Origin of the sequence: Rathayibacter tritici, assembly GCF_001641005.1 — a bacterium.
Lineage (GTDB): Bacteria > Actinomycetota > Actinomycetes > Actinomycetales > Microbacteriaceae > Rathayibacter > Rathayibacter tritici.
This window is the reverse complement of the sequence record NZ_CP015515.1, coordinates 1,961,048-1,979,000: the sequence shown is the minus strand read 5'-3', so window position 1 is coordinate 1,979,000 and position 17,953 is coordinate 1,961,048. Positions and strand designations below refer to the sequence as shown.

The following is a 17,953-nucleotide window of genomic DNA, read 5'->3' as shown; positions in this document are numbered from 1 at the left end:
CCCGCCCCCACTCCCGAGGAGTCCCGGCATGACGTCCTACATCACCGGCCGCATCGAGCGTATGCCCGCCAGCATCACCACGCTCGACGAGGCGGCGGATGCGGTGCTCGAGCTGTCCCGGAGCGGCCGCGACGAACTCGTCGTCACTCCGAACACCGACCACTTCGTTCGGTGGAAGCACTCGGGGGCGTTCCGCCGGTACTACGGCCGCGCGTCGCTCGTCGTGCTCGATGGAACGCCCCTGGTCTGGCTCGCGCGCTGGTACGGGCACCGCTCCGCAAGCCGCGTCACGGGGATCGACCTTTTCACCGAGGTCTGTCGGCGTGCGGCGCTCGAGGGTGCGCCGGTGGCACTGATCGGCGGACGCCCGGGCGTCGGCGATCGCGCGGCGGCCGAGTTGCAGCACCGCTTCCCCGGCCTCCAGCTGCCGGTTGTCGTCGCTCCCGAACCCGACGAGCTCGCCGACGATGCCTACCTGGCGCGACTCTCCGCGACCCTGCGCGCGGCCGAGGTCCGCATCGTCGCGCTCTGCCTCGGCTCCCCGAAGCAGGAGGAGGTGCGCGAGCGCCTGCTCGAGGTCGGCGGCACCGGAGCGGTGTGCCTGGGCGTCGGCGCCGCCATCGACTTCCTCGCCGGTGAGATCCCGCGGGCGCCGCTGCTGGTGCAGCGGCTCGGCCTCGAGTGGGCGCACCGGCTCAGCCGCGAGCCCGGCCGCCTCTGGCGCCGTTACCTCGGCGACGCCCTGCGGGTGCTGCCGAGCGTGGTCGCGGCGCTGCGCTACCGGTTGCGTCATGCCTCCCGCTGAGCCCGAGCGCGACGGGACGTCGGAGCTCCCCCTGGTCCTCGTCTGGAAGCGCGCCTGGCTGCAGGACTCGGAGACCTTCGTCCGCAATCAGATGCGGGGTCTTCAGCGCTGGCGCGCCCTCGGTGTCGGCCTCGAACTCACCGGTTCCGGCGTCCTGCGCGACAGCACGGACCTCGTCCTGCACGACCCGATCACCTCGCTGCGGCGCCGGGCTATCCTGCTCCGCTGGTTCGGAGTGTCGCGGCGGCTCGACGCGATCGTCGCGGAGCACCGGCCCGCGCTGATCCACGCCCACTTCCTCGTCGACGCCGCGTACATCGCGCGCTATGCGCGACGCAGGGGTCTCCCGTTGGTCGTGACCGGCCACGGCTATGACGTGACCAGTTGGCCCCTCGTGAGCGGAGCGCCTCGCCTTCTCCGGCCGCTCGCCCGCCGTCAGCGTGCGCGCGCGGCTCGCGCCGTGTTCCGCACGGCGCACACCGTGATCGGCGTCTCCCGGTTCATCGCCGACGGGCTGATCCGCTTGGGCGCCGATCCCGCGCGCACCGTCGTCAGCCACATCGGGATTCCGACCTCGGTCGACGGGGCCGCCCCGGACGCAGCCCGCGAGGGGATCGTCTTCGTCGGCCGACTCTCCGATAAGAAGGGCGTCGCCGACCTGCTCACGGCGGTGGCGGCCCTGCCCGCCCCGCTGCGCGAGGTCCCTCTCACCGTCGTCGGTGACGGCCATCTGCGCGCCACCCTCGTCGAGCAGGCGGCACGCCTCGGCCTGCGGGTGACGTTCGCTGGTTCCCTGCCGCCGTCCGAGGTCGCCCGGGTCCTCTCCGGCGCGGCCGTTTTCTGCGCCCCGTCGCTCACCGCGGCGAACGGTGACGCTGAGGGCTTCGGCATGGTCTTCCTCGAGGCCGCGCTCGCCGGAGCACCCGTGGTGTCGTACCGCCACGGTGGCGTTCCGGAGGCGGTGCAGGACGGCGTCACCGGGCTTCTCGTCCCGGAGGGCGACGTGCCCGCCCTCACGCGGGCACTCGCGGCCCTGCTCGGAGATCCGGAGCGTGCAGTACGGATGGGCCGGGCGGGCCGCGAGCGTGTGCTCGCCTCCTTCGACCTCGCCGAGCGCGTTCGCGACCTCGAAGACCTTTACGACCGGGCGGCCCGCCGGCTCCCGGTGACGACGAACGGAGACCGAGAATGAGCTTCGCCAAGCACGCCGTGGCTGAACACCGCCGCCGCCAGGGGGCCGCTGTCCCCGTCTACAGCCGTTCGACGGCTCCACTCCCGAGCACACGCACGGGCCGGCCGACCTTCTCCGAGGAGACGGCCGCGTCGGAGCGGGACGCCCACGACACCCGCCGGCGCCGCCTCCACTTCGCCGTCGTCCTCCTGCTCACCTTCACCATGACCTCGGGCGGCAAGATCGTCGACCTGTTCGTCGCGGGACGCGCGGCCTCCGACGGCTACTCGACCGGAGCGGTGAACCCGAGCTCCCTCGGCGCCGCCGTCGATGAGTGGGCGCCGACGCTCTTCCTCCTTGGCGTCGCTGTCATCGTCTTCCTCAACCTCAGGCGCAAACGGGCCAACCTGATCGGCCTGGTGGGCGCGGGCGTATACCTCGTCACGGCACAGCTGACCAACACGATCGCCGTCGGCGCTGTCAATCCGACGCCGAAGTACTGGGTGATCCTCGCGCTCGTCATCGCGCTCTGGTCGATCGCGCCGCGCTGGGACGACCTGCGGGTGATCGGTGTCGCCGTCGTCCTCATCGGTCTCGCCAGCCTGCTCACCGGACTCACCGACCAGGGTTGGATGCGCGAGGACGCCCTCCTCGCCGGTGAGACCAAGGCCCTGATCGGCACGCGCCTGCTCGCCGGCATCTTCCCGCAGATGAACGTGCTGGGCATGACGATGGCGCTGGGGCTGCCCTTCGTCCTGCTGCTGCGCACACGCAGGGCGCGCTACTCGGGGCTCGCGATCGTCCTGGCGAACCTGGTGCTCAGCGCGTCGCGGACCTCGTTGATCGCCGCGGGCATCACGATCCTCGTGGCGGTCGTTCTGCGCCTGGTGCGTCACCCCGGTACCCGTCGCGTTCTCGCGGTCGGTGCCGTCGTGACGGCCGCCACCGCCGTCGTGCTGCTCCCGATGCTGGTGCACGACCGTTCGGCCCTCACCAGCCGCGGCGCGATCTGGATGTCGTCGATGAGCGTGATCCCCGACCACCTGGTCTTCGGGCTCTCCACGAACGCCTTCACCAAGGAGGGGATCCTGCCCCGCCTGATCGGCCACACGCCGTGGCACGGACACAACCTCTTCGCCTCGACGATGGTCTGGGGCGGGCTCGTCCTGCTCGCCGCCCTCGTCGTGTTCCTCGTCAGCGTCCTGGTGCGCTCGCTCACCTACTTCGACCGCTCGATGGTCAGCTACCTCTTCGTCCTGATGCTGCTCGCGTGCTCGCTGGCCGAGATGCCCCTGCGAATCGACGACTTCGACGGCGTCTCGTGGCTGACCTGGATCGCGGTCCTCGCGGTGCTGATGGTGCCGGGCCCGCCCGCCTCCTCCGGGCAGGTCTGGCGGAGGCGACGCCCCTCGACGGTGGAGGAGGAAGCTCCGATCGTCCCGCGGTCCTCCGGCACCGGGCGGGTCCGGTGAGCCTGCGACGGACGACCGTCGATGCCACCACCTGGACCGCGATCTCGTTCGCCGTCGCCCTCGTCGTGCAGCTGGGGCAGTTCGCGCTGCTCGCGCGCCTCCTGGACGCCTCCGAGATGGGCATCATCGCGATCGTCGGCTTGCTGAACGCCTTCGTCGACATCTTCCTCGGCATGGGGGTCGCCCAGGCGATCATCCAGCGCCGTCGCGCGACCAGCTTCGAGCTCTCCTCGGTGTTCTGGCTCAACCTGTCGGTGGGCCTGGCGGTCACCGGGGTCGTGTTCCTGACAGCCGGGCCGATCGCCGCACTGCTCGGGTCCGCCGTGGCAGCACCGGTCCTCTCCGTCGCCTCGCTCGTCTTCGTCGGCAGCGCCGCCGGACAGGTCCCGCGGGCGGTGCTCGAGAAGGGCATCCGGTTCAAAGCGGTCGCCGTGTCCGAGACGGTCTCACTCATGGGCGGCTTCGCCGTCACGATCCTCCTCGCGTTCTCGGGCTCCGGCGCCCTCTCGTACGCCTGGGGCCTCGTCGCGACGGCGGCACTGCGCTCGGCGCTCGCCCTGCTGCAGGCGCGGCGCTGGTTCCGCCTGCGCCTACGGTTCCGGATCCGCGAGACCACGCGCTTTCTCTCCTTCGGCGTCTTTCAGACCCTTGACGGCATCGTGAACTATCTCGGCTCGAACGCCAGCTCGCTCGCGATCGGCCGCCTGCTGGGTCCGGCGCAGCTGGGTGGATACACGCTCGGCTACAACCTCGCGGTGAACCTGCCCGCGCGCGTCAACCCGATCGTGACGCGCGTGATGTTCCCGGTCTTCTCCTCCATCCAGCACGACCGCGACCGCGTCGCACGGAACTACCTCAGCGTCACCGCCGTGCTCAGCATGGCCAGCATCCCGCCCCTGACCCTGGTGGCGCTGCGTTCCGAGGACATCGTGCGCCTGTTCTACGGTCCGGACTGGGGCTGGATTGCCGGCATGACCAGCGCCCTCACCGTGGTGGGAGCGGTGCGGGCGATCGGTAACCCCGTCGGCTTCATCCTGATGGCGATGGACCGGGTGCGCTTTGGTCTGGTCGTGAACATCGCGAAGACGGCGATCACGATTCCCTTGATCGTCGGCGGGGGAGTGCTGTTCGGACTCGATGGGCTGATCGGCGGTCTTCTGGTCTCGAGCGCCATCGGCTTCCTCGTCACCTACGGCGTGCTGCGGGTCGTCCTCGGAGTGCGCCCCGGCGCTTTCCTGCGCGCCTGCGTGGCGGGCCCGCTGCTCGCGGCGCCGATGGCCGCCGTCCTGGTCCTGCTCCGGCTGCTCCCCGAGGGATCCCTCCTCCGCCTGTTCCCGGTGGAGCTGGCGCTCGCCGGACTGGTCCTGGCGGCGACCGTGCTGCTGGCTCCTGGCCGGGATCTCGCCGACGCGCGCTCCCTCGTCCTCTCGCGCCTGCCCGCCCGGTTCCGTCCCCGCTCCACCGACCCGGTCGACGTCGCCGTGGTGCTGGCGGCGGAGGAGCGCTTCGACGGTAGCGGCGGAGCCGTAGCGACGTGGGTCCGCGAGACGGTCTCACGGTCGCAGCTGCGGATCGTCGTGCACGCGCCGTGGTCGACGCCGACGCCGGGCATCGATGTCGCTCGGCACCGTCTCTACCGTCGGGTCTACTCCGCCCAGCGGCGCGCGGCCCTGCTCCTGGCCCGTCGACGCGACAGTGATCCCGCCGCGCAGCTGCGCCGACTGTCCCTCGGTGGGCGCCCCTGGTTGCTCCACCTCGCCCCGGCGCTGCGCCGCGTCCCGACTGTCTGGATCCACAACCGTCCCCGGTACGCCGTGCGGCTGCGCCGCCTCGGTTACCGCGGGCGGATCGTGGCGCACCAGCACAACGACCTGCTCGACCACCTCCCGCCGGATCCGATCGCCGCCCGTCCCTACCTCGACGCCGTGGACGAGTGGATCTTCTGCAGCGAGTTCCTCCGGGAGCGCGCGGTCGAGCGCTACGGACTGCTGGCGACGGCCGTGCTGCACAACGGCGTCGTACCGGCGGTCGATTCCGCGCCGCGTCCGTTCGGCCCCGTGCTGGAGGCGGTCTTCGCCGGGCGGCTGGTCCCCGAGAAGGGGGCACGCGAGGCGGTCGAGATCGTGCAGAAACTGAATGCGTGCGGTCGGGACGAGCTTCGCCTCGTGATCGCGGGCGCCTCGGGCCTCGGCGACGACGCGACACCGACCGCCTACGTCCGAGCGCTCGACGAGGCGGTCTCCGCCCTACCCGGGACGGTGCGCCGCCTGCCCTTCCTCCGCCACGAGGACCTGCTGGAGCTCTTCGCCTCCTCGGCGCTGCTGCTCTACCCCTGCCGGTGGGACGAGCCGTTCGGGATGGTCGTGGTGGAGGCGCTCTCCCGGGGGATCCCGGTCCTGACGGTCGAGCGCGGAGGCATCCCCGAGATTCTCCGCACTCCCGCGGGAGTGATCGACGGGTCGGTGCTCGTCGCGGCCGGCACCGAGGAGGAGGTCGCGGCCGCGATGATCCAGGCCCTTCCGCGCCTGCTCGCAGACCTCCGCGATCCGATCCGCCGCGAGGAGATTGCGGCGGCGTCACGCCGTCGCGCGGCCGTATTCGGCTGGCCGGACGTCGCGCGTCGGGCCGATGAGCTGCTGAGCTCTCCGAGGGTCTGACCACTCCGACCGACTGGGCCGGATCGGTCATCCGGCCGATCCGGTCGTCTGGGCGCCCCGGTCGTCTGGGCGCCCCGGTCCTCTGAGCGCTCCGGCCGTCTGAGGCGGGCTGATTGCTTGGGCGCCCCGGTCGTCTGAGCCGGTTCGATCCGGCCGTCCGCTGGCGCGAACCTTTATTCCGCGCCATACGGTGAGGATATGTCCGCCGCAGGTAATGTCGGCGCGCTATGGCATCCCGACCCTTCCTCATCTCCGAGTCCGTCCACCGTGACGGCTCGTGCTCCCGCCTCTCCCGCCTCTCCCGCGCGCTCGCGAACGGTCCCCGACCCGTTCCCCAGCACGTCTACGCCCTCCGATCCCTCTCCCTGAGCGGGCAGCGTCCCCAGGGGTGCTCGAGCGCCCCGAAGTCCCCCGTCCAGGCGCCGGGCTCCCCGGCGTCGACGCAGGCCGCAACGACTCCGAGAATCGGGGTCAACCTGCATCTCGCGCCAATCATGACGATCCTTCGCGGAATGCCCGCCGGTTCGTCACGGCGGGCCCCGGCCGCGAGCGCCCGCTCGTCCGCGACGGCGTCGGGGAGGGCCTGATATGGGCCGCCACGCCGATTCCATCACCGACACCGCGGTCCACGCCGCCGGCCGTCCGTCCACCGTCTCACCCTCTCGGCGAACCGGAACACCGGCCCCGCGCCGCGGTTCCTCGGCGCGGGCGAGACCGTCTCGCCCACTCGTCGATCCCGCTCAGCAGCGCCACGAGAAGGCGCTCTTGGTGTTCCTGGCCGTACTCGTGGCCCTCAGCGTCCTCCAGCTGTACACGCTCGGCCCGTTCACCGCTCCGGTCTCGTGGAGTCTGCTCTTCCTCCCGTACCTTCTGACCCGGCTCCGGGGCGCTCACGTCGACCGCGTCGTCGTCCTCGTCGCCTTCCTCCTCGTCGCGACGCTCTTCGCCCTGACCTACTCCCGGACCGCTGCGGTGGGCCTGCGCGAGTCCGTGTCCGTCCTCTCGTTCTTGAGCCCCTACCTCGCCGTCCGACAGCTCGGACAGAGCGCCTGGCGGATCGTCGGGCGCGCGCTCGCCTGGGCGACGCCCGTTTTCCTCGTCCAGGTCGCTCTCACCGTCCTCTTCCAGATCGACCCGGTCCAGGAGGCGGCGTACCTGCACTGGCCCAGCGCCGTGCTCTTCTCCGACGTGTACGTGCGCGACATCTACACGACCGCCTTCAATAACGTGCTCCAGGACAAGTCCGGTGGCTTCTTCCTCAACGGCAACATCGCTTCGATGTACATGGCCACCACCGCGATGCTCGCCTTCGCCGCCCGGCGCAAGGGCGGTCCGCGCGTGCTCGGGCTGACCGCCGTCGCGGGACTGGCCGGCGCCCTCTTCACCCTCTCGAAAACGGCGATCGTGCTCGCGATCGTCCTGCCGCTCGCCGTCGCCGCGGTTCGCGGCCTGAAGGGCAGGAGCCTGGGTCCGGTGGCGTGGATGATCGCCCTGCCCGCTAGTGCGGCCGCCGTCTACAGCGTCGCCGAGTTCTTCCCGCAGCTCGCGGAAGCAGGTCTGCTCACCCTCGGCGCACGAGGCGACTTCCTCCGGCTCGCGGCGAGCGCCTTCCCGGAGCACTGGCTCCTGGGGCTCGGCTACGGCGGCTGGGAAGATCTGTGGCACCTGCGAGCTTCCCAGTTCACGGCCCACAGCGAGGTGCGGCCCCCGCACAACCTGCTGATCGGGGCCTGGGCAAACGGTGGACTCCTCATCGCCGTGCCCGTCCTGATACTGCTCGTGACGGCGACGTGGCGGGCTCTGCGCCTGGTGCTCCGCGTCGAGAAGGGGCAGGCGTGGGCAGCAGGAGCCCTGGCGGTGGGGATCCTGTGGACCTTCCTGCACGGGATGGCCGACAACACCACGTGGTTCGGCGACCAGCATTCCCTCGCGACGCTCGCGATCGCTCTCGCGCTCCTCTCCGCGACCGAAGCGGAGACGGGGGAGCCGACCGCGGCGCGGATCCCCGCATCCAGCGCCGCACCGAGGGTGCCTGGCCGTGTTCCCACGAGGGTTCCGGGCCGTATCCCCACGCGGGTTCCGGGCCGTGCTCTGGCCCGATCCGGGACGATGCGCGGGCGGCCGGAGGCGCGATTGCGCGGCCACTGAGCGCGCCGCCGCGCCGCAACCGGTCGGGACACGGAGCGCGCCGGTATCATCGACGCGTTATGGCACGCATCTACGACTGCTCCGTCGACACGGACCTCCTGACCGGCACCCGTCTCGCGCGGACGGCCATCGGCCGTGGCGAGCTCGTGGTGATCCCCACCGACACCGTCTACGGCGTCGCGGCGAACGCCTTCGACGCCGCCGCGGTCCAGCGCCTACTCGACGCGAAGGGACGGACGCGGCAGTCGCCGCCGCCGGTGTTGATCGGGGACGTGGCCGCGCTCGACGCCCTCGCCGAGAACGTGCCGGAGGCTGTGCGCGATCTCGCGCGCGAGTTCTGGCCCGGCGGGCTCACCATCGTCCTGCACGCGCAGCCCTCCCTGGTCTGGGATCTGGGGGAGACTCGTGGCACCGTGGCGCTGCGGATGCCCGACAATCCCGTCACCATCGAACTCCTCGCCGAGACCGGACCGCTCGCGGTCTCCTCCGCGAACCGGACCGGTCAGCCCTCGGCCACGACAGCACAGGAGGCGTTCGATCAACTGGGCGACTCCGTCGACGTCTACCTCGACGCCGGTGCCGCGGGGTCGCAATACAGCGGCCGCCCGGCGGGAGCCAGCGAGTCCTCGACCATTGTCGACGCGACGGCCCTGAGCTTCGAGGGCGGCACACTGCGCATCCTGCGCCAGGGAGTCGTGTCGGCCGAGCGGATCCGAGAGGTCGTGGGCGATCTCCTCCCGGATCCGCAGGCGCAGCAGTCCGCGCCCGAGCCGATCACCACCGAGCCGGGGGCCGAGGCCGCCGGCACCGACGGAGCCGCGCCGGGGACCGACCCCTACGCGTTCGATCGCGGTCCCTCCGCCCGACCCGCCTGGGCTTCCGGCGCGCGACTCCAGGACGAAGCGGTAGCGGAGGAGGCGGCGCCCGACGCTGCGGCACCGGGCGAGGCGACGTCGGACGAGGCGACGTCGGACGAGGCGACGTCGGGCGAGGGAGCTTCCTCCGGGAGTCCCGGCGCCGGTCCCACACGCAACGACCCCGCCGCGGGTGAGTAGCCGGTGATCACCTTCGCCCTCGTCTCGCTCGCGGTCGCGCTCGTGACCGGAGCGCTGTCGTGGGTCATCTGGCGGCTGAGCCTGAAGTATCGGCTGTACCCGAAGATCCGCGTCCGCGATATGCACACCCGGCCGACGCCGCGCCTGGGCGGCATCGCGATGTTCCTCGGGATCCTGGTCGGCTTCGGCGTCGCCTCGCAGCTGCCCTACTTCCGGCTGGTGTTCGCCAATCCCGAGCCGATCCTCGCCATCCTCGGCGCGAGCCTGCTCATCGTCCTGATCGGCGTGGCCGATGACATCTGGGACCTGGACTGGACGACGAAGCTCGCCGGCCAGCTGATCGCGGCAGGCCTGATCGCCTGGAAGGGCGTACAGATCGTCTCGCTGCCGATCGGCGGGCTGACGGTCGGTTCGCCGTGGATGTCGCTGATCATCACGGTGCTCGCGATCGTCCTCGTCACCAACGCCCTCAACTTCATCGACGGTCTGGACGGGCTCGTCGCCGGCGTCGCTCTGATCGCCAACGGCGTCTTCTTCCTCTACAGCTATCTGCTGGTCCAGCAGACCTCGCCGACCGACTACTTCAACCTCGCCTCGCTGATCGCCGTGGTGCTGGTCGGCGCGTGCGCGGGATTCCTCCCGATCAACTGGCGGCCCGCCCGGATGTTCATGGGCGACAGCGGGGCGCTCCTGGTCGGGATGCTGATGGCCACCTCCGCCATCGCGGTCACCGGGCAGATCGACCCCGCGCAGCTCGCGGCGAAGGAGCTGTTGCCTGCGTTCATCCCGATCATCCTGCCGTTCGCCATCCTCGTGGTGCCGCTGATGGACTTCGGCCTCGCCGTGATCCGCCGCCTGCGCGCCGGCAAGTCCCCGTTCAGCGCCGACAGGAAGCACCTTCACCACCGCTTGCTCGATATGGGGCACTCGCACCTGCATGCCGTCCTGATCTTCTACGGCTGGACCGCCGTCGTCGCCGTCAGCTGCCTCTTGATGTTCGTCGTCGATGTGCTCTGGGTCCCGCTCGTCTTCCTCAGCATCGGACTGCTGGCGTGCACGGTCGTCACGCTCGCGCCGCTCAGCCGCCGCAAGCGCTTGGAGGCTGCTGCGCAGTCGGCTGAGGCCTCGCCCGTCCTCGATCCCCTCGACCGCGCGTCCTCGACGGAGCAGCTCCGTCCGCCGGCCGGACTCCCGATCGATCGGGACACGACAGCGCCGATCGTGGCGCAGAAGGAAGCATCATGACCGGAGCCTCGCCGGCCACCCCCCGCCCCCAGCCCGCCTCTGTCCCCGTCCTGCGCCGAGCGCTCGGCGTCGGTGGCCTCTTCGTGCTCGCCCTCGCGGTGCTCGGTACCATCGTCGGCGGGCTCGCCGCCGGGGGAGAGGGCGCGATCGGCGCCCTGCTGGGCGCGATCGTCGGCGGAGTGATGGTCCTGCTCACGGCCGCGAGCATCCTCGTCGCCAACCGGCTCGACATCGGCGGCTTCTTCGCCGTCGTGCTGGGCACGTGGCTCGCCAAGTTCGTCCTGTTCGTGATCGCGGCCCTGGTGCTGCGCGGCCAGCCCTGGCTGGACAGCACAGCGATGTTCGTCACGATCATCGTCGCCGTGCTCGGCTCGCTGGTGATCGACGTGATCGTCGTCTCGCGCTCGCGCATGCCGAATGTGAGCGACATCGCCCGATGAGGATGCGCCGGACGCTTCCTGAGAGGACCACGATTCGGCTCTCGCCGCGTTCTGTTGCTACAGTAGGGACGAATCCCGCAGGCGAACGTGTCCTCAGATCGTCTCATCGTTGATGGCGGTCGTCGAGTACGTGCGCCGTCCGAGCGGAAAACCCCACCTTTCGTCGTCGCGAGAGCGTTGCGTCCGAATGATTCGATTCGGTCGGCTGCAACGTGCCACGCCCCGAATTCCAGGAGCTAGCGCTGTTTGCTAACGCTGTGACCCTGTTGGTCTCGTCCTCGACCGGTGAGAGTGACTTCCACACCCCGTCGATCTCCGAGTTTTTCCCGCCCGGTTTCCTCTTCGAGGGAACCCCTTTCGAGATCAACCGCGTCATGCTGGTCCGCTTCATCGCGGTCATCGCCCTGATGCTGTTCTTCTGGCTCGGGACGCGCAAGCTGCGCCTCGTCCCCGGCCGTTTCCAGAACGTCGTCGAACTCGCGTTCGACTTCGTCCGCGTCACCATCGCGAAGGACATTCTCGGCGAGAAGGACGCCCGCCGCTTCCTCCCGATCCTCGTGACGATCTTCTTCGCGATCATCTCGATGAACCTGACCGGCATCGTCCCGTTCCTCAACATCGCGGGAACCTCCGTGGTGGGCATGCCGCTCTTCCTCGGCCTGGTCGCCTACGTGACCTTCATCTACGCGGGCATCAAGGACCGGGGGATGGGCTTCTTCAAGAACGCGCTGTTCCCGCCCGGAGCGCCGTTCCTGATCTACTTCATCCTCACGCCGATCGAGCTGCTGCAGACGTTCATCATCCGTCCGCTCTCGCTCGCGCTGCGGCTCGTGATGAACATGATCGTCGGCCACCTCCTGCTGGTGCTCTGCTTCTCCGCCACGCAGTTCTTCCTCTTCAGCTCCCAGATCGACCCGGGCTTCAAGCTCTTCGGCGTCGTGACCTTCGCCTTCGGCGGGGCGTTCACACTCTTCGAGCTTCTCGTCGCCGTGCTCCAGGCCTACATTTTCACCCTCCTCGCTGCGGTCTACATCCAGTTGGCCGTCGCCGAGGAGCACTGACCCCACTACGGCGGGCTCCCGCTCGCGCACACGATCACCACCTCGGTGTTCCTATGACCACCCACTGAAAGGACCCACTCGTGGACTCAGTCACCGTTCTCGCCGAACTCACCGGCAACATCGCGACGGTCGGTTACGGCCTCGCAGCGATCGGCCCCGGCATCGGTGTCGGCATCGTCGCGGGCAAGACCGTCGAGGCGATGGCACGCCAGCCCGAGATGGCCGGCCGCCTCCAGACCACGATGTTCCTCGGCATCGCGTTCACCGAGGTGCTCGCGCTCATCGGCCTCGCCACCTACTTCATCTTCGCGGCGTAGTCGTGGTCGGCACCGCTGTGAACATCGCTGCGGAAGAAGGTGACGTCCCCGCGGTCATTCTGATCCCGGAGTTCTACGACTTCTTCTGGTCGGGGGTGATCTTCCTCATCCTGCTGTTCTTCTTCTGGAGGCTGGTCCTGCCGCGCCTGCAGAAGATGCTGGATGCGCGCTCCGCCGCTATCGAGGGCACTATCGCGAAGGCCGACGAGGCTCAGCGACACGCCGAGGCCGCCCTCGAGAAGTACACCGCTCAGCTGGCCGAGGCACGCGCCGAGGCCGGAGCGATCCGCGAGAAGGCGAACGTCGACGGCACCGCGATCGTGGCGGCGAAGAAGGAGCAGGCGCAGGTCGAGGCCGAGCGCATCCTCCACAACGCGCACGCCCAGATCGAGGCGGACCGTCAGGCCGCTGTGGTCTCGCTCCGCTCCGAAGTCGGAACCCTCGCCATCGACCTCGCCTCCGGCGTGATCGGCGAAAGCCTCAACGACGACGCGAAGGCGTCCGCAATCGTGGACCGCTTCCTCGCCGACCTCGAGGCCTCGGAGAAGGCGAACAACTGATGGGCAGCGCGTCACGACAGGCTCTGGCCGCCGCGAAGGCGGAGCTGGCCGCCTTCAGCGGCCACGTGTCGCTCGGGGCGGCTCAGCAGCTCTTCGAAGCGGCCCGTGTCATCGACTCGCAGGCTCAATTGCGCTCGGCCCTCTCGGACCCGAGCGTCGAAGCAGCGAGCAAGCGCGCCCTCGTGGCCCGCGTGTTCGCTCCCTTCGACGCCAACGCGAAGCGTCTGCTCACCGTCATCGCCGGTCACCGCTGGTCGAGCCCGAGCGACCTGGTCGCCGGCATCGAGGAGGTCGGAGTTCGCGCGATTGCCTCCTCCGCCCCCGCGGGGGTGTCGATCGAGCGCGAACTCCAGATGTTCGGTGCGGTCGTCTCGTCCGATGCCGGCCTGGAGCTGGCCCTGGGCAGCAAGCTCGCCGCGGCCGACTCCAAGGTGTCACTCGTGCAGCGCCTCCTCGAGGGCAAGGCCTCGGCCGAGACGCTCGCGATCCTCCGGCAGCTGGTCGCGCACCCGCGCGGTCGCCGCATCCCGGAGCTCGTCCGCTTCGCCGCAGGCGTAGTAGCCGACCAGGGTGGTTTCACCATCGCCACGGTCTCTGTTGCTTCGCCGCTCGCGCCGCACCAGCTCGACCGGCTCCGGTCGGCACTATCGCGCCAGTACGACCGCCCCGTCTCCGTCAACATGCTGGTCGACCCCTCCCTTCTGGGCGGGATGCGCCTGCAGGTAGGCGACGAGGTCATCGACGGCACCGTTTCCGCACGGTTGTCCGACCTGAAGCTCCAGCTCGCGTCCTGACGGGCGCACGTATCCTGAGAGGGCACCGCCCTCGACCCCCGCACCATCCAGGTCAGGCCCCGACGACCTCTTCGGCTCGCACGGACCCAACGAATAGGAATTCCCATGGCAGATATCACCATCAGCCCGGATGAGATCCGCGACGCGCTGAAGGACTTCGTCTCGTCGTACGAGCCGGGCAAGGCCTCCACCACCGAGGTCGGCTACGTCATCGACGCCGCCGACGGCATCGCCCACGTCGAGGGCCTCCCCGGCGTCATGGCCAACGAACTCATCCGCTTCTCCAACGGCGTCCTGGGCCTGGCTCAGAACCTCGACGAGAACGAGATCGGCGTCGTCGTGCTCGGCGAGTTCTCCGGCATCGAGGAGGGCATGGAGGTCACCCGCACCGGCGAGGTCCTCTCCGTCCCGGTCGGCGACGGCTACCTCGGCCGCGTCGTCGACCCGCTCGGCAACCCGATCGACGGCCTCGGCGACATCGCCTCCGAGGGTCGTCGTGCGCTCGAACTCCAGGCCCCCGGCGTCATGTCGCGCAAGTCGGTCCACGAGCCGCTGCAGACCGGCATCAAGGCGATCGACGCGATGATCCCGGTCGGCCGTGGGCAGCGCCAGCTCATCATCGGCGACCGCCAGACCGGTAAGACGGCGATCGCGATCGACACGATCATCAATCAGAAGGCCAACTGGGAGTCGGGCGACGCGAACAAGCAGGTTCGCTGCATCTACGTCGCGATCGGCCAGAAGGGCTCGACCATCGCCTCGGTGAAGGGCGCGCTCGAGGACGCCGGGGCGATGGAGTACACGACGATCGTCGCGTCCCCCGCATCCGACCCCGCCGGTTTCAAGTACCTCGCCCCGTACACCGGCTCGGCCATCGGCCAGCACTGGATGTACGGCGGCAAGCACGTCCTGATCATCTTCGATGACCTGTCGAAGCAGGCCGAGGCCTACCGCGCCGTGTCGCTCCTGCTGCGCCGTCCGCCGGGACGCGAGGCGTACCCGGGTGACGTCTTCTACCTGCACTCCCGCCTGTTGGAGCGTTGCGCGAAGCTGTCGGACGAGCTCGGTGCCGGATCGATGACGGGCCTGCCGATCATCGAGACCAAGGCGAACGACGTTTCCGCGTATATCCCGACCAACGTGATCTCGATCACCGACGGCCAGATCTTCCTCCAGTCCGATCTCTTCAACGCCAACCAGCGTCCGGCGGTCGACGTGGGCATTTCGGTCTCGCGGGTCGGCGGCGATGCACAGGTCAAGTCGATCAAGAAGGTCTCCGGCACGCTCAAGCTCGAGCTGGCGCAGTACCGCTCGCTCGAGGCGTTCGCAATGTTCGCCTCCGACCTCGATGCAGCCTCGCGTCGTCAGCTCGCCCGCGGTGCCCGCCTCACTGAGTTGCTCAAGCAGCCGCAGTACTCGCCGTACCCGGTCGAGGAGCAGGTCGTCTCGATCTGGGCCGGCACGAACGGCAAGCTCGACGAGGTGCCGGTGCCGGACGTGCTGCGGTTCGAGCGCGAGCTCCTGGATTACCTGGGCCGCAATACTCAGGTCCTCAGTACCCTCCGCGACACGAACGTGCTCTCCGACGACACCGTCGCCGAGCTGAACCGTGCCGTCGATGGCTTCAAGCTCGAGTTCCAGACCGGTGAGGGCAAGCCGCTCGCCTCGGTCGGACGCGAAGAGCATCAGGCGATCGCGGCCGACGAGGTCGGCCAGGAAAAGATCGTCAAGGGCCGTCGCTGACCAGCGGCACCCCGACGATTCGCCACTTCTAGGACAACAGGAGACACATGGGAGCGCAACTCCGGGTCTACCGGTCGAAGATCCGCTCGGCCCAGACGACCAAAAAGATCACTCGGGCCATGGAGCTGATCTCGGCCTCGCGCATCCAGAAGGCGCAGAACCGCGTCGCTGCCGCGGCGCCGTACTCGAACGCGATTACCCGTGCGGTGTCCGCTGTCGCGACCTACTCGAACGTCGAGCACCCGCTGACGACCGAGCGCGAGAAGTTGGACACGGCCGCGATCGTGATCTTCACCTCCGACCGCGGCCTCGCCGGCGCCTTCTCCTCGAGCGTGCTCAAAGAGGCCGAGGAGCTGGCCGCTCTGCTGCGCAGCGAGGGCAAAGAGGTCGTCTTCTACCTGGTCGGGCGCAAGGCGAACGCGTACTTCTCGTTCCGGAAGCGGGCGAGTGTCCGCGTCTGGACGGGTGGCACCGACCAGCCCGTGTTCGAGACGGCGAAGGAGATCGCGGACGCGGTCGTCGAGTCGTACAACCTCGATGACGAGGAGGGCGGTGTGGACGAGATCCACCTCGTCTACAACCGTTTCGTCAGCATGGTCACCCAGCAGCCGACCGTCGTCCGGCTTCTGCCGCTCGAGGTCGTCGAGGGCGTCGAGGAGCAGAACAGCGAGTTCTACCCGCTGTACGAGTTCGAGCCCGATCCCGAGACGGTGCTCGACCGCCTCCTGCCTGTGTACGTCGAGAGCCGCATCTTCAACGCGATGTTGCAGTCGGCGGCCTCGGAGCACGCGGCGCGCCAGAAGGCGATGAAGTCGGCGAGCGACAACGCGGACACGCTGATCAAGACGTACACCCGCCTCGCCAATAACGCCCGCCAGACCGAGATCACGCAGCAGATCGCCGAGATCGTCGGCGGCGCCGACGCCCTGTCCTCCTCCAAGTAGGACGACTCCCCGCAGTTTCGACTCCGCCCTCCGGGTGCGGTGAGACCACAGAAGGAAGAAGCAATGACACTGACCGCACCTGAGGCGGCGACCGGGACGTCGGGCGGGGCCATCGGCCGCATTGCCCGCGTCACCGGCCCCGTCGTTGACATCGAGTTCCCCCACGACGCGATCCCCGAGGTCTACAACGCGCTCTACACGCACGTCGAGGTCGAGGGCGTCTCGAGCAAGCTGACCTTCGAGGTCGCGCAGCACCTGGGCGACGACCTCGTCCGCGCCATTTCACTCAACCCCACCGACGGACTCGTCCGCGGCCAGGAGGTCCACGACACCGGGCTGCCGATCTCGGTTCCGGTCGGCGATGTGACCAAGGGCAAGGTCTTCAACGTGATCGGCGAGGTGCTCAACGCCGACGCCGACGGGAAGATCAACGGCGAGTCGTTCGAGATCACCGAGCGCTGGCCCATCCACCGCAAGCCGCCGGCGTTCGACCAGCTCGAGTCCAAGACCGAGCTGTTCGAGACCGGCATCAAGGTCATCGACCTGCTCACCCCGTACGTCCAGGGCGGCAAGATCGGTCTGTTCGGTGGGGCGGGCGTGGGCAAGACCGTCCTCATCCAGGAGATGATTCAGCGCGTCGCGCAGGATCACGGCGGAGTGTCGGTGTTCGCCGGAGTCGGCGAGCGCACCCGTGAGGGCAACGACCTCATCGCCGAGATGGAGGAGGCGGGCGTCTTCGACAAGACCGCCCTCGTCTTCGGCCAGATGGACGAGCCGCCGGGAACGCGTCTGCGGGTCGCCCTGTCCGCCCTGACCATGGCGGAATACTTCCGTGATGTGCAGAAGCAGGACGTGCTGCTCTTCATCGACAACATCTTCCGCTTCACGCAGGCCGGTTCGGAGGTGTCGACCCTCCTGGGCCGCATGCCCTCCGCGGTGGGCTACCAGCCGAACCTCGCCGACGAGATGGGCGTGCTCCAGGAGCGCATCACCTCGACGCGTGGACACTCGATCACCTCCCTGCAGGCGATCTACGTCCCCGCCGACGACTACACCGACCCGGCTCCGGCGACCACCTTCGCCCACCTCGATGCCACCACCGAGCTCTCCCGCGAGATCGCGTCGAAGGGCCTCTACCCGGCCGTCGACCCGCTGACGTCCACCTCGCGCATCCTGGACCCCCGTTACCTGGGTGCCGACCACTACCGCGTAGCGACGAACGTGAAGCAGATCCTGCAGAAGAACAAGGAGCTGCAGGAGATCATCGCGATCCTCGGTGTTGACGAGCTCTCGGAGGAGGACAAGATCACGGTGTCGCGTGCGCGCCGGATCCAGCAGTTCCTCTCGCAGAACACCTACATGGCCAAGAAGTTCACCGGCGTCGAGGGGTCGACGGTGCCGCTGAAGGACACGATCGAGTCGTTCGACGCGATCACCAAGGGCGACTTCGACCACGTGGCCGAGCAGGCGTTCTTCAACGTCGGCTCGATCTCGGATGTCGAGGAGAAGTGGACGCAGATCCAGAAGGAGAACGGCTGATC

The 17,953-nt window shown here is 69.1% G+C and carries 15 protein-coding genes; all 15 read left to right on the top strand.

Annotated features, from left to right (window positions below):
• Nucleotides 1-28 precede the first annotated feature (28 nt).
• Nucleotides 29-805 (top strand): WecB/TagA/CpsF family glycosyltransferase, encoded by a 777-nt coding sequence (locus A6122_RS09045; RefSeq protein ID WP_068254033.1) that lies wholly within the window; start codon nt 29-31, stop codon nt 803-805.
• Nucleotides 792-1,997 carry a glycosyltransferase gene (locus tag A6122_RS09040; protein WP_068254031.1) on the top strand — a complete coding sequence of 402 codons (1,206 nt, stop codon included), beginning with the start codon at nt 792-794 and terminating at the stop codon, nt 1,995-1,997. The genes A6122_RS09045 and A6122_RS09040 overlap by 14 nt, the downstream gene beginning before the upstream one ends.
• Nucleotides 1,994-3,448: an O-antigen ligase family protein gene (locus A6122_RS16515; RefSeq protein ID WP_068254028.1), complete on the top strand. Its 1,455-nt coding sequence runs from the start codon at nt 1,994-1,996 to the stop codon at nt 3,446-3,448. Before A6122_RS09040 ends, A6122_RS16515 begins: the two co-directional genes overlap by 4 nt.
• Nucleotides 3,445-6,105, top strand: a complete 2,661-nt coding sequence (locus A6122_RS09030) for an MOP flippase family protein (RefSeq protein ID WP_068254025.1) — start codon at nt 3,445-3,447, stop codon at nt 6,103-6,105. Before A6122_RS16515 ends, A6122_RS09030 begins: the two co-directional genes overlap by 4 nt.
• Nucleotides 6,106-6,873: 768 nt before the next feature.
• A complete protein-coding gene (locus tag A6122_RS09025; RefSeq protein ID WP_104273966.1) occupies nt 6,874-8,253 on the top strand; it encodes an O-antigen ligase family protein in 1,380 nt (459 codons plus the stop codon).
• Nucleotides 8,254-8,312: 59 nt separating this feature from the next.
• Entirely contained in the window at nt 8,313-9,308 is a 996-nt protein-coding gene (locus A6122_RS09020) for an L-threonylcarbamoyladenylate synthase (RefSeq protein ID WP_084415913.1), read from the top strand.
• 3 nt (nt 9,309-9,311) lie between these two features.
• Nucleotides 9,312-10,553: an MraY family glycosyltransferase gene (locus A6122_RS09015; protein ID WP_068254021.1), complete on the top strand. Its 1,242-nt coding sequence runs from the start codon at nt 9,312-9,314 to the stop codon at nt 10,551-10,553.
• Nucleotides 10,550-10,993: a hypothetical protein gene (locus A6122_RS09010; protein WP_068254018.1), complete on the top strand. Its 444-nt coding sequence runs from the start codon at nt 10,550-10,552 to the stop codon at nt 10,991-10,993. The genes A6122_RS09015 and A6122_RS09010 overlap by 4 nt, the downstream gene beginning before the upstream one ends.
• A gap of 257 nt (nt 10,994-11,250) precedes the next feature.
• Entirely contained in the window at nt 11,251-12,054 is an 804-nt protein-coding gene (atpB, locus tag A6122_RS09005; RefSeq protein WP_068254016.1) for a F0F1 ATP synthase subunit A, read from the top strand.
• An 80-nt stretch (nt 12,055-12,134) separates the two neighbouring features.
• The gene (locus tag A6122_RS09000; protein ID WP_055794702.1) at nt 12,135-12,371 is read left to right on the top strand and encodes an ATP synthase F0 subunit C; all 237 of its coding nucleotides are present in this window, start codon (nt 12,135-12,137) and stop codon (nt 12,369-12,371) included.
• Between the two features lie 2 nt (nt 12,372-12,373).
• Complete coding sequence (locus tag A6122_RS08995; RefSeq protein ID WP_068254013.1) at nt 12,374-12,931, top strand: F0F1 ATP synthase subunit B; 558 nt, start codon at nt 12,374-12,376, stop codon at nt 12,929-12,931.
• Entirely contained in the window at nt 12,931-13,725 is a 795-nt protein-coding gene (locus A6122_RS08990) for a F0F1 ATP synthase subunit delta (protein ID WP_068254010.1), read from the top strand. The genes A6122_RS08995 and A6122_RS08990 overlap by 1 nt, the downstream gene beginning before the upstream one ends.
• Nucleotides 13,726-13,830: 105 nt before the next feature.
• On the top strand, nt 13,831-15,468 hold the full coding sequence (gene atpA / locus A6122_RS08985) for a F0F1 ATP synthase subunit alpha (protein WP_068254008.1): 1,638 nt from the start codon (nt 13,831-13,833) through the stop codon (nt 15,466-15,468).
• A 47-nt stretch (nt 15,469-15,515) separates the two neighbouring features.
• The gene (locus A6122_RS08980; RefSeq protein ID WP_068254005.1) at nt 15,516-16,412 is read left to right on the top strand and encodes a F0F1 ATP synthase subunit gamma; all 897 of its coding nucleotides are present in this window, start codon (nt 15,516-15,518) and stop codon (nt 16,410-16,412) included.
• A gap of 63 nt (nt 16,413-16,475) precedes the next feature.
• A complete protein-coding gene (atpD, locus tag A6122_RS08975) occupies nt 16,476-17,951 on the top strand; it encodes a F0F1 ATP synthase subunit beta (protein WP_068254002.1) in 1,476 nt (491 codons plus the stop codon).
• The last annotated feature ends 2 nt before the right edge of the window (nt 17,952-17,953 follow it).